This window comes from Formosa undariae (genome assembly GCF_042427615.1).
GTDB classification, from domain to species: domain Bacteria; phylum Bacteroidota; class Bacteroidia; order Flavobacteriales; family Flavobacteriaceae; genus Formosa; species Formosa undariae.
Genome location: NZ_JBHMEZ010000012.1, coordinates 441,950 through 455,714 on the forward strand (window position 1 = coordinate 441,950; position 13,765 = coordinate 455,714).

10 protein-coding genes are annotated in these 13,765 nt (G+C 33.0%); 1 reads left to right on the plus strand and 9 read right to left on the minus strand.

The genetic code is table 11. From position 1 onward, the window contains the following. Positions 1-147: 147 nt before the first annotated feature. The 8 genes from ACFFVB_RS12980 to ACFFVB_RS13015 form a co-directional block, all read right to left on the minus strand. Positions 148-969, minus strand: coding sequence for an HNH endonuclease family protein (locus tag ACFFVB_RS12980; RefSeq protein WP_382383370.1), 822 nt, complete (start codon positions 967-969; stop codon positions 148-150). Beyond that, on the minus strand, positions 966-2,570 hold the full coding sequence (locus ACFFVB_RS12985; protein WP_382383372.1) for an AAA family ATPase: 1,605 nt from the start codon (positions 2,568-2,570) through the stop codon (positions 966-968). Before ACFFVB_RS12985 ends, ACFFVB_RS12980 begins: the two co-directional genes overlap by 4 nt. After that, positions 2,567-4,174 carry a restriction endonuclease subunit S gene (locus tag ACFFVB_RS12990; RefSeq protein WP_382383374.1) on the minus strand — a complete coding sequence of 536 codons (1,608 nt, stop codon included), beginning with the start codon at positions 4,172-4,174 and terminating at the stop codon, positions 2,567-2,569. The genes ACFFVB_RS12985 and ACFFVB_RS12990 overlap by 4 nt, the downstream gene beginning before the upstream one ends. Further along, positions 4,175-5,578 (minus strand): class I SAM-dependent DNA methyltransferase, encoded by a 1,404-nt coding sequence (locus tag ACFFVB_RS12995; RefSeq protein WP_382383376.1) that lies wholly within the window; start codon positions 5,576-5,578, stop codon positions 4,175-4,177. It lies immediately after the preceding gene. Continuing rightward, complete coding sequence (locus tag ACFFVB_RS13000) at positions 5,579-6,862, minus strand: PDDEXK-like family protein (RefSeq protein ID WP_382383378.1); 1,284 nt, start codon at positions 6,860-6,862, stop codon at positions 5,579-5,581. A 17-nt stretch (positions 6,863-6,879) separates the two neighbouring features. Then, on the minus strand, positions 6,880-10,104 hold the full coding sequence (hsdR, locus tag ACFFVB_RS13005) for a type I restriction-modification system endonuclease (RefSeq protein WP_382383380.1): 3,225 nt from the start codon (positions 10,102-10,104) through the stop codon (positions 6,880-6,882). Between the two features lie 330 nt (positions 10,105-10,434). Then, positions 10,435-10,953 carry a hypothetical protein gene (locus tag ACFFVB_RS13010; protein WP_382383381.1) on the minus strand — a complete coding sequence of 173 codons (519 nt, stop codon included), beginning with the start codon at positions 10,951-10,953 and terminating at the stop codon, positions 10,435-10,437. Positions 10,954-11,101: 148 nt separating this feature from the next. Continuing rightward, positions 11,102-11,902, minus strand: coding sequence for a hypothetical protein (locus ACFFVB_RS13015; RefSeq protein ID WP_382383383.1), 801 nt, complete (start codon positions 11,900-11,902; stop codon positions 11,102-11,104). 555 nt (positions 11,903-12,457) lie between these two features. Between ACFFVB_RS13015 and ACFFVB_RS13020 the strand changes: the two genes are divergently transcribed. Then, positions 12,458-12,889 (plus strand): hypothetical protein, encoded by a 432-nt coding sequence (locus ACFFVB_RS13020; RefSeq protein WP_382383385.1) that lies wholly within the window; start codon positions 12,458-12,460, stop codon positions 12,887-12,889. Positions 12,890-12,936: 47 nt separating this feature from the next. Here the strand turns inward: ACFFVB_RS13020 and ACFFVB_RS13025 are convergent, their stop codons facing one another. Then, positions 12,937-13,686: a hypothetical protein gene (locus ACFFVB_RS13025; protein WP_382383386.1), complete on the minus strand. Its 750-nt coding sequence runs from the start codon at positions 13,684-13,686 to the stop codon at positions 12,937-12,939. Positions 13,687-13,765 lie beyond the last annotated feature (79 nt).

Sequence of the window (13,765 nt, forward strand, 5' to 3'; positions counted from 1 at the left end):
TTATTAAAATCAATATTATTTAAACTTTCGATCTTATTTTACAGAATTATTCATTTTTTAACTTTTTTAATAAATCTCAAATATTTGTATACATTTAAATATGTTTAGGGTTAGATAATTATCAAAATTCAAATTTAAGACAAAAAATTAAATACTAAAACTAGTTCTAGCCATTAAAGAAAATTCACCAGCATCAATAATTGACTCATTGATTAAATCATTATTTAATTTAAAAATTTCCCTAAGACTATCTACAGTATAATTTTCATTCAAATTTTCATTTATGAAATTTACTATTTCTTGAGTTACTTTATTCAAATCACCTTTTAAAGGTCCAATACCTTTTAATCTATTGAATGAAGATAACCTATCATCCAATAGTCCTTTACGTTTTAAACCATAATATTTAATCGACATCTCACCACGTAAATCTTTAGCTATTAATGTATCTTCTTTAAATTCTAGATGATTCTCTGGTTTTTCAGTTGGACATATTAAAATTGGTTTTTCTGATTTAATTAAGTGATTTTTTAAATGCGGTATAGCTCTATCACAATTATCATTAAGCGGAAAATTTTCTTTCTTATACTCCCTGTTACATACTTCACAAGAAAAAAACAAATTATTCCAGTCATATACTAACCAATAATAGCCTGGTTTTTTATAACCTGGCACTCCTGGTATTTTATAACGTCCCTTGGGTCTAAAATGCTCAACATCACCTGGACTATTAGTAGTAAATTTGCTTTCACAATAACAGCACTTATTGTGTTGGTCCGATTTTAATTGTTCTTTTACCGTGGTATCTCCATAAATACTATTTTTAAAACCCTTTATATCACTGCCTCTAGCAGTGTTTGTGTAAGGTCTAGAGTCACACACAAAATCGAGCATGTCCTTAACTTTCTCTTCTAATCCTGCTGTAGCAAGACGATTTGGAACTATATCTGACTTATGGATCTTTATCATGATTTATCTACTTTACTAAATATTTCAGATAATTTTTTCATTCTTTCATTCAGTTTCACTTCATAGGATGTTCTGCCTACACCAAGATCTTCTATTGTGCTTTCAATCTCTCTAAGTTCTTCTAGTTCATTGCCTTTTAATTCTCTTACTAAAGATCTTAATTGATCTCTTCTAGTGATAGCATATTCTATATCTGAAGCTCTAGTTGTTTCAAGTTCATAAATCTCGCTAGTTAAAATCTGATCAATCTTCCAAGTATGCATATTATCTAATTTTCGTACTTCTGTTTTTTGATCTATTTTTTTAAATAAGATTAAATCAGAAGCTACTACTGACTGAGGAATAAAAGGGCTATGTGTACCTATCATAATATGGCTATTGTCATCTTCTTTAGCCATTTGTTTAATAATGTTTATGTATTCTCTTTGCCATTTAGGGTTAAGATGCGTATCTGGTTCATCAAGTAAATACAAACTATTTTTTGTACCTGTAATAATCATCAACCCTAATGTTGCTATCATTTGCTGCTCTCCCTCACTTAAATTAGAAAATGATATAATATCTTCACCTCGTTTTACATCAAGAACAATTTCTTGTAATAAATCCGATAGATACAAACTCTCCAAGTGACGGAATGTTTCAGCCATATCATGCTTGTACTCTGCTGTAACTTCTTCAATAAATTTTTCTGCATTTACTAAAAAAGTAATTGCTTCTTTTTTTGAGCTTTTAATGTTCATAGCATTTACCTGCTCAATTGGAAGTATTAAGTATCTTTTAGAAATACGATATAAAAAAGAAGCACTATCTAATGCAGAACCTGCTGCTCCCCAAAATTTTTCAACACCATCATCATATGAAATTTTGGAATTAAATTTTGGGCTTTTTAAAGTCAACGAGAACTGCTGAAATCCATCAATTTTCAGATATTCTTTTAGCAAAACATCAATCGCACTATTTTTATTTTTAAACGCAAATAGAGTTAATAACAATAGTTGTGAGTATTGATGTTTTGCAAAAAACAAGTTTCTAAAAATCTCCTCTGGTATTATCACTTTATCTTTTTCAGGAATTATAATTTCTTCCTGATAAGCTTTAAGTTCCTGATCATCTTTTTTATCCTGTGCATTTTTAACATCTATAATAGCTTGTTCTGCATCCACAATATGTTTATCAAATAATCCTTCAAACCTTCCGTTTCTTCCAGAATAATACCCTATCACATGAGAAGGAAATAGTTGTTCTTTTTTTGATGAAAATTGTGAAAATGGTATGCTAGAAGTACGTATTACATCTCTAATTTTTAAATCATTACCCTCTAGTACTATTCTAATTTTATTACTATTAATAGTATAATCCAAACTAAAATCGGTATAAACCTCACTCATAGATTGAAGTTCATTTTTAAAAAACTCTTTAAATGCAGCTGGGCTATCAGCTAAATCCAAACATTTAAAAACAATAGTTAGGAACTCAAAAAAATTAGATTTTCCAGTTCCGTTTTTACCAAGTAATACACTTATGTAATAAGAGTTAGAAAAATCTATTTTGAATTCTTTTAGATTTTTATATTTATGAATATATAATTTATTTATTCTCATTTACTCACCACCTTAACCAACATTTTGTTTTCAACATCATATTTAATCATACCCGATTCAAGTTCCTTATCAAATTGAGTTAAAAATAAATGTTGGGACAAACCAGAAAGTTTATACAATTCTTTTTCTGATAACCCTTTTGAATAATTTAACAAAACTGAATAAAGAGGAAATTCAGGATTTGGTTTTATTATTTCCTTTTTTGAAATCTTAATATTGCTTTTCTTCGTTGATTTTTTTCTTGCTTTCTTTTTTTCCTCTGCCTTCAACCTCTGTATCTCCTCCAACAATTCTTTAGCATCACCATCTGTATCCAACTGCGCCACCAACTCGCCTTTAAAGGCTTTGGCTAAAATAGCTTGTGGTAAACTGTCTATTTTTGTTTTTAGGGTTTGGTATTGGGCTTCTATTTTATCTGCTTTGGCAAATAAATGTTCTACTCGTTTTACTATTTCGGTTTGCTCTTCTTTTGATGGAACTAAAACAGGTATTTTTGACAGACCTTTTTGATTTATTTTAGGTAAAACACTCCTTGTACCAGCAGTATTTGCATAACTCAAAAACTGACTAGATAGCATATAGTAAAATAGATACTCTAGTATAAGTTCTGTTTTTATTGGATACATATCAGCACTACATAAACCTCGATAATTTGCTATGGTTAATTTTGATAAGTAAGGTCGAATCTTAGAATATATAATTGAATTGGCTTCAAATAAATGTTTATCGCTAACAGGTTTTATATCTTCAACTAATTGTTCTTTTATTAATTGCCCACTTTCTTTTTCTATACAATCAGGTGTTACATATGGTAATTCTAAATATAAATCAGGGTTTACTAAATTTGAATTTATACTAGCGACTGATGAAAATGCCAAAACAACCCATTCATCAGGAACATCGGTATTTATCTCTCTAAAATCTTCACTTTGAATTGAACGATATTCATTCCCCAACTCCTTCCCAACACGCCATTCCTCAGTAAGTTTACCTATTACCGCTTGGGTTAACACCGCTTCTCTAAAGTTTTTAAGGATTTGTGGTATATTGTTTAAACGTGTCTTAAGAGTGTCTAGATGTCCAAATAATTCGTCTAACTTGGCCACAATGCGTTGTTGTTCTGCTAGTGGTGGAAGTGGAACTGCAAACGATTTTAATTTCTTTTGATTAATGGAAGATTGATTTACAGACCGTTGTGCAACCTCTATAAACTTACCTGAAAATCTATAATGCCTTAAAATATAATTTAGCAAATCACCATCAAATTGAGGCATCGCCCTAAGTAACAGTAAATTTATTCCATGAATAATAGTTTGATCTAAATTAAATACTGCTGTTTTCCCTAAATGTTTATCACTATTAATATGACTAAATAACACATCCCCTTTTAGTAATCCGTATTTTTTAATATCTTCTTCAGAGGCATCAACATATTTTACACGATCTAAATCAATTGTTTCATTCCATATTGTTTCAATTCTTGAAATAGGTAATGAACCTTCAAATGGTTCTTCTTCTTGTTTCAAGCTAGAACCATTAGTCATTCTCAAAACAACTGTATCTAAATCTGTTTCTACCCAATTTTTTGGCAACATATTTTTCATCTAGTTTAATGCTTTAATTAAGGCATTCAACTCTTTGGTAATGCTAGTTAATTCGGTTAACGCTTGGTTGGCAATGTCTATAGGTTCTCCAACATCTTCGGCTTTGGTAATGCTATCGTCTGCAATTAAGCCTAAATCTAGCGAATCGTTCTTTTTAGTAATCGTTTCTCTGGTAATACAGCTAAAACGTTCGTCTTTAATTTTGTTTCGGTCTTTTGCTGTGTAGGCTTTCTCAAAGTCTGTAAAATAGCTTTCGGTAAATGGTGTGCGTTTTCCAAAATTGGGCATATTGGTACGCATATCGTAAAACCACACATTTTTGGTGTTGGCTTTGTCTGTGGTACCACGCTCAAAAAACAACACATTTGTTTTTACGCCTGCTGCGTAAAAAATACCTGTTGGCAAACGTAAAATGGTATGTAGATTACATTTTTCCATGAGGTCTTTACGTACGTTTTGTCCGTCGCCATCTTCAAACAACACATTATCTGGTAATACTACGGCTGCTCTTGCGTCTCCTCTAGTATGTAAACTACGGTAAATACCTTGTAAAAAGTTTAATTGCTTGTTACTAGTAGGATATACCAAATCGGTTCTAGTTGGTCGGTCTCCTCCTTTTTTAGTTCCAAATGGTGGGTTTGCTAAGACTAAGTCCATGTTCTTTATGCTTTCTCCATAACTACTTAAAGAATCGCCTAAGGCAATGTTTCCACCCATACCGTGTAAAAAGGAATTCATCATGGCCAAACGGTGTGTGTCGCCTACCAACTCGCAACCAGAATATTGCTCGTTTTGTAAGTGGTTATTTTGAGCTTCACTTAATTTATATAGATCATTATGTTTTAAAATATAATGATGAGCTGCAATCATAAATCCATAGGTTCCGCATGCAGGATCGTTAAGGCGTTCGCCCACTTTAGGGTCCATTAAACGCACCATCACGTTAATTAATGGTCGTGGTGTAAAGTATTGTCCTGCTCCCGATTTTTTCTCGCTCGCATTCTTCTCTAGCAAGCCTTCGTACATTTCACCTAAACCTTCGTCTTTGGCTTCAAACCAATCGAGCTCGTCGATGTGTTTTATAATTTTACGCAGGTTAGCAGGTTCTTGAATACTGGTTTGTGCGTTGTTGTATATTTTCTGAATGCTACCTGTACTTTCCGTTCCTAATTTTAATAATAACTGACGGTAGAATGTAGACAACTCAATACCTTCTTTTTGTTTAAGGTCTGCCCAACGGTAGCCTTGTGGAAGTTTATCGTTATAATCGGTTTCTTCTGCCATTTTAAGAAACAGAATAAACGTCAGTTCGTTTAGGTATTGGTGATAGGTAATCCCATCGTCACGAAGTACGTTACAAAGGTTCCAAAGTTTATTTACTATTTCTTGAGTAGATAATGCCATTTATATGTTTTGTGTATCTTTTAATTGTTCTTGGTCTAATACTTTTAAAGCCTCTTGAAATGCATCTATTTCTGCTTTAATTGTATTTGCAATAATAGTTGTTTTTTCATCTAGTTTTGTTGGGTTTGCTAATTCAAAAATAGCTTTTGAATTGAAAGCTCTAAAATTTAGTTTCTCATCGGTAAATCTCCAACCTAACCACCTTTCTGTATTTTCGTATTTCCACTCTGAATTTTCCAGTATACCTGAGTACTTACTACAATCTTCTACATTTTGACTTATTAGCTTATCGTTTTTAAAAAGTTGAAAACCATAGTAAACATGATGATGTAATTCTACTTTAAATTGAATTTTTAAAGGTTCTTTTTGATATAAATCGATTACTAATCCGTATTCTACATCTCTATTTTTACTCTTCGTATAATAATTTTTAATATTGTCTGCGGTAACGCTAAGTTCCTTATTAATAATAAAAGATTTTTCTTCTAACTTTTCTTTTAATCGTTCCCAAAATTTGCTTTGTATTTTAATTTTAGAAGCCGTCAGACTTTCTTCTATTAAAACAGCATGCTTTAAATTATCTTCGGTTGCCGTAATGTATTCCGTTATTTCTTTGTTCATTTTATTATTTCCAGATTGTCCTGTTAAAGTATTTATAAGGTTTATGTAATGCGTAATACCTTCTCGTAATAAAGGCAATTCTACAGCGTCTTTCCTACAAACTATTAGCCAATCTTTTATATCGTACTTGTAGGATAGTAATTTAAAATCTGTTTCAGGGTTTAGTGCTGTTTTGCCTTCTACTTGTGTCAGGTCTACTACAGTGTTTATATAACTACCTTCTGAAGGCTCAGTTCCAAACAGTGTTAGATAAAAAATATTATGTTTAGAATAGTTATAATACCGTAACAATTGATTATCCTGATCGCTAGCATATATTTTATTTTCTATAGTAATTGAAGCCCCCTTATTATCGGATATAAATATATCTATTAGTCCTCCGGTTATTTCTTTTACAGGTCCGATATACTTCTCAATAGATACCTCTGCCGATTTGGTATCTATTTGAATTTTAAATAGGTCTGCAAAGTGCCTTAAAAACAAATCACCTTGGCCATGTGAACCTTTAGGATTTAATAATTCTGCTATAAACTTTGAGTGCAACCGTACTTCATCTGTAGTTACGTTAATAACTTCAAATACATTAAAAGCATCTCCTGATACTTTTTTTAATTGCTCGTATGTCTTCGAAATTTGAGCAATCCGTTTTAATAAGCTTTTCATGGTATTAATTTTACTATTTATGCGTATAAATAGTTGTTTAACTCGTTTATTATCTGAGCCGCTTCGTTTTTAAACACTTTGTCCAAACGTTTTAAACCTCCATCTACACTAAACGGTGGTTTGTTTAAATCTTCTAAGGTGATTATGGATTCTTTTTGCAGTTGTGCTTCTATTTTATCGAGCCACTTTAATTGAATTTGATTCCAGTTATGCGATACCTTTAATTTAGCTACAGCATTGGCAATACGCTCTTGATGATTCACTAAATTTTCGCCTAAAGCAGAGGTGCGTATATGTGCAATAATATCGGCTACGATATCTGTATTGGTGACTTCTCTATAAGCTGTATTTAATTTAGTCCTGTTATACCCTTCTGTATCTAAAATGAGTCTAAGCTCTTTTAAATCTTTACGCGTTAAACTATTAGGCTTTGTACAGACAATATTAAGAGCAGATATTTTATTTCTGTTATTCTGAATAAACGTGGCAAATGACTCTAAATAATCTTTAGGCTTTAAGTTTTTTTCGTAAGCCCGAGAGACTTCCTGTAAACTATCTACATGGTCACTAAACAACGTGCCCAGTCCATACGCTTTTCCTTTCTCTCTATCCAAGAACTCCCATAAATGGCTGTAATCTTGCATCGCTTTATTAAGGTTTTCTAAATCAATAGACTTTAACTGCTTTGCAAAATCTCTAACCAAAGGTGCTCCCGATAAAGTGGTAAATTGTTCTTTTTGGTAGTCGTTAAAATTAGAAAATTTACGCTGTAATTTTGCGATTACACGATCTAATTTTGCTTCTTTACTATAATCATCTTCAATAATACTAAGTTCTTCCACCAAGTTAACAAACGTCTTGTTTACCAATGGCGCCACTGGTTTCATAACATCTTCTTTAGCCATGATTTCCGTTACTCCAACGCAATCGTATATTTTAAAAACATCTTTACCAATATCATCACAACGTCTAGTAGCACGCCCCACCATCTGATCGTAAAGAATACGAGAATTTACACGACGTAAGAATACTAAATTAGAAATACTAGGTACATCAATCCCCGTGGTTAATAAATCTACCGTAACGACAATACTAGGGTACTGATCATTTTTAAACTTGCGTAACAGGTCTTCCCTATCGTAAACATTACCTGTAATTTTTACAATGGCATCGTTATCTACAGGTTCACCCAAATCGGTATACACCTCGTACAATAACTTTACAATAGTATCTGCATGTGTATTTGTAGCTGCAAATATTAAGGTTTTAGCTCTGTTTTCTGGAAGAATACCATAAGTAGCAACTAATTCATGTAATACCACGCGGTTAAAACTTTCTGTAATTACCCTGCGATTAAAACCTGTAATTTCTACTTTTATTTCATCTTCTGTAATGCCTGTGCTTACAATTTCATTGGCTTCGGGATCGTAAATTTTGACTTCATCGCCTTGTTCCCAAACAATACCATCTTGCGATAATTTGGTTTGAAACACATAGGGCGGTTCAAAATCTATTAAATACCCTTCAACTACGGCTTGACGATAAGAGTACATAAAAACAGGATCTCCAAAAATATCTTTAGTATGTATTGCTGGCGTTGCGGTTAAACCAATACGGTATGCATCAAAATAATCTAATACCATGCGGTACTTCCCTTGGAAATCGATCTGATCTCTTAAAAAGACTTCTTCCTCGTCCATTTCTCGATCTAGTGTATAACCTCTGTGCGCTTCATCAACTACGATACAATCGTAATCTCCTACACTTGGCGGTTGCTCGGAATATACAATGCGTTGTACCATACCTTGCACAGTAGCAAAATGAATTTTAGTATCTAATTGTGCTATTTTATCCTCTAAATCTTGTAAATCGTAAATCTGAGCAAAGGTTTGCAGATTTTCTATGTGCACTTCCTTAAACGCATCTGAAGCTTGTTTCCCCAACATACGTCGGTCTACCAAAAATAAAATTCTTCTAAATCTTCCGGATGCAATTAAACGGTAGCACATACCAATCATGGTTCGTGTTTTTCCTGTACCAGTAGCCATGGCTAATAAGGCGCGTCGATCTTCAAGGTTATTTAAAATCTTATCCTCTACTGCTTTTATGGCATTAATTTGATAGTCCCTTAGTCCTAATCCACTCGGATCAGATAACAGTTCATATCCTGTATTTTTAAGTTTATCTACACCTTCCTTTTCATCGTAGTTTAATTTTTCGATAAGATCTCTGGGTGAGAACCAATCCGATAACGAACGTGATAAATTATGTGAATTTCTTGCGTCCCAAAACCAAATTCCTGACGCGGTTTTATATTGTTCTAGGTATTGTCTACCATTTGTAGAAAATAAAAAAGGTACTTTGTAACCATTCCAACACTGTAATAATTCAATATCCTGAACAGGTTCTATACATGCAGCATACACTTTAGATTGTCTTAGATTTGTAGAAATATCGCTAGCATATTTTTTAGCTTCGACAATACCGTATAAGGTTTTCCCTATAAATAAGGCATAATCTGCCCATTTCCCTTTGCATGGCCATTCTGCGATAGCCATCATTCGTTCTTTTTCTGGACGTGTTTTATGTGTTTTATAGTTCAGCGTTTCAGTATCGCATTCCCAACCTGCGGTTCTTAATTTGGGATCTATTAATAACAGACGCGTGTCTTTTTCGTTTAGAGATATATTTTTTGCATTAATAGCTCCTCTGCGCTTACGAGCCTCTGTTGCTTGCTGATCTGAATTAAGACTTTCTATCTTAGACTGATAATCTACTACCTGTTTAGATAGTATCTCGAGTTGCGCATTTAGCGCATCAATATTATATTGTGGTTGTTCTGGTAAGGTGTAAGTATGTGCTTCAACATAATCGTTATTGTAAGTTTCGTAAAACCACTTCGTTAGTTGAAAGCATTTTTTCAATATAAATAAAGCTTCCTCTTTGGAACCTGTTCCATCATGAGAGGCTTTATTCCCTGATTTTCTTACCGTGTGCAATAAACCTTTAATAATCTCAGGGAGTATATTTTTATAATACAATTGATTGATCCGATCTACTGGATTACCATAAAAGGGTTCTAAATCTTCAAATTCCCAAATTAAGCCTGTTATCTTTTCTGACAATAAACGGGTTTTAGTGAGTACTGAACTGGGATCTATTTGAATTAATTCCTCTGCGATTTCACAAATAGTATATAATTCCGGGTAATCATCTTGCAAAAACGAAAAACTTGAGGCCATTATGGTGGTTGATTTTTAAGCTTAGAACACTAATAAAGTAAACCAATACGTATTAAAGCTTAAAAATATCTATATAAATCGAGTAAAAAAAGCGGTTTCCCGTAATTAGGTCATATTAATTTAACAATTAATATATCTCACTTTAAAATCTTTTAAGCTAGATAATATTTATTGTGTTTTTAGTATTAGGATTAAGTAACATCCTTAATAACTAAATGGAAAAAATTTAATCTGACTAGTTTTATTTAAAATTAAAACTACCTGAGAGCGGCGGTTATAATTTTAGTTTTAGATCATTAATTTACGTAAAGATAATAGTTCTTCTTTTTTTTACATAATATTAGAATTTTCTAATACTTTTTTAACAATAGTCCCTAATGCATATGGTACAGAATCCGGCCTTCTTTCTGTGCTATCATAGTCATGATGAAAACCAAGTATATGTGAATATTCGTGAAACCAATGAGCAGCAATTTCAATTTCATTATCAGGCTTTTTAAAAAACCAATTTTGAGTGATTATGAGATCACCTTCTCTTCTTCCAACTTGCCGTAATAGTCTACCAAGTTTAATATTCAGCACCCAAGTGTAGTCTTCCCCTTCATTTGAGTTTTGCTCATATCCCTTCATTAAAATTTCTAAAATTTTATTATTGTCACTAATTTCCTGATAGTCTTCATTAGAAGAATGCCGATATCTTCTATCTGAAAATTTCCATTCTAATACTTCATTCTTAAATTCATTAGAATTTATTACTTGATTCATTAAAGCCGAAACTCTTCTTGCTTTGCCGATTTGCCAAGCTTTTTTAAATTTATATAGATTTTTTATTACAATTTTCGTTCTCATATAATTCTTGTTTATTGTTATAAATATCATGTAAATTCCCCTAACATTTGAAGAAGGAATTTATTCTTAAAGAGTTTTATACATCTTATTAGTCACCATTAAAATATGTTTTCCGGTTTGGCTATCTTTATTATTATTATTATTATTATTATGGCTCTTTATTATCATCTTTACCTTTTGGTTTAAAAATCTCATAACCGAAACCTAAACCAATCCAGGGCCTATTTCTATAAATCCAATTTTTACCTATTTCTCCCGACATGGTATCAATTCCGACAAAAGTACTTAACTGAAATTTTTCTATTTCAAAGATAAGTCCACCACTGAATGTAATAGCACTTTGAGTTGCTTCAGAATCAATAAAATTTCTTGTAGTTTGTGGCGTAACTTTAATAGATGACAAACTAATTCCCCCAACTACAGACACTGATTTACTTTCCTCATAATCAGTTATCCTCCAACCTGCTGTAAGACCAATATTAAAATCATTCCCGAACTCTGAATAAATCACATCATCTTCATTATCACTTCCATTTCCTGGACGAATTTTAACTAAAGTAGTTGATGCTCCCACAACAAAACTTCCTCTCCTTTTTAATTCTTCAGCAAATGCTTTATATTCAATTTCACTTAATTTAAAGTATATATTTTCAAAATTACTATTTTTAAAAGTTAGAGCATTTTGAATTTTAGTTTCAGGAGTTTTTGAGGTAAATTCAGAAATTTGAATCACATAATTCTTTCCGTCATCAACAACGTTTCTTACCCTAAATTTCCAACCTCTCTCAATAACCCTAGAAATTACTGGAGTTATTTTGCAACCATCAAATTGGCATTGATTCAATGAAATATCAAATATAAAAACGTGTCGATTTTCTCTAATTTCCGTTTGAGAAAAAGATGTAATTGATATTAAAACAAAAACTAGTAATACAGGTAAGTTTTTCATATTAGTTGGTTTAAATTAGTTTCTTTCATATAAAAGAGAACACCTATCTTTTGTAATTCAATGTAATTTTATTTCACATAACGAAGATAAAATACTAAACAAAGCCCCCAAATACCCATTATTGGGTATATTTACAACTAGTACATAAATTGGATTTATAGCATAAAAAACACCTAATGGCCAAATGCTGTCCCTCCGATAAATTATCTTTGGCCTGTAACAATTGGCAGCACCATGAAGAGTCCATCGATAACAAAATGCACCAATACTATTTTTCAGTTTGTGAGTACACGCAACTATCCATCGCCCAAAGCGGTTTTAAACTATATTAAAGACCATCTGGATCAAGAGATCTCTAGGCGCACCCAAACCCGTGAGATCGAAAAACTGGGAATAGATTTTGGTATCGTAATCAAATACAATAAAAGCACCAAGGCTATTATTTTGTTGAAGACGAAAGCACGAATGTGTCATCCTTTTTTAAAATCATAGAATACATTACGCTTACTGAAGTGTTTTCTGATGGGTTTAACCAAGAGCATAAACTGAAATCTTATGTACAGTTTCATGATGGCACAACTTAAAGAGTATAGGGAATTTGAAGCCTTTGGTTTTGATCGGCTGTCTGACATAAAAACGGGCGAACCCTTTACTCTCGATAAAAAAGAATATACCGAGGACTTAGAACGCTTTCAGGACATTTTAGGTGTGCGTATTAACGATGCGCATAAAACACGTATTATTATTAAAACCCATGTCCATCAGATGAGATATTTAAAAAGTCTACCACTACATACGTCCCAGTTTATTTTACCTATAGACGAATCGGGAGACTACCACATTGGCTATAATATAATCCCTAATTATGAATTCGACATCCAAATCTTAAAGACGAGTTTGAAGTTCAAAGTGATAGAACCCCAATGTTGCCGAGATCATATTAAAATGGGATTCAGGAGAATTTACACCTCAAACCTATTAACATAGGATGCATTCGTAGCCAAAACAGAAGTTAAAGACCTAAAAAATACATTTTAGAAAACCCCAACCACCCCAAAACCAACCGCCTCAGAACGGTTTAACTCATACAACTCCCCTGCGACCTCTTGATAATACCGTACGCCACAAACCGCCAACACCATTCCTGCACCGCTAGGAACGGTATTAGGCGTCATGCTAATAAGCGTAGCACTAAAGGTTTTAGAAATAGATACAGCATCGGCCAGGTGTAAATGATAGTTAAGCGTTTCAAAATCGAAATCTAATACCCCAAATTGCACGACCAGATGTGTCGCTCCCGAAATAAAAGGAATTTGAGTCACAACAACATCGGATATCGAAAGTGTATAAGTTCCCCAATTCATAGAAAACGGAAAGGGTAATACGGTATGCGGTCTGCAATCTGGCGTGTATTCAAAATCGCATAATTCGCGGACGCCAATGGCGGTGTCTACTCCAATCCCAACACGACGTGCTCCACGGACACTTGTGGTATCTAGCGTTTTTAAACGGGTGAACAACGTCATTAACCTGCTATGGAAGTGCGAAAAGGTATACCCGGCATAAAACGGTTGTAAAGCCTGCCGAAATATTTTATTCACTCGGGAACAGTGTCCGAACTCACTCCCATTTTCCCGCACCCGTTGCATACTGGCTTTTGTTTTAATCGCTTTACCATTAAAACCACCTCCAGCAACACGCACAATGGGCTTCCCTTTTAAATAATAAAAATTAAACCCGCCAAGCGTACCTACTATCGGAATAATACCTTTTTGCTTTGCCATAACAATCGTGTTTTAGAGTCCGCACCATGTGGCATGACAACTACAATTCTACCTATAGCAACTTGGGAGTAACTTAGGG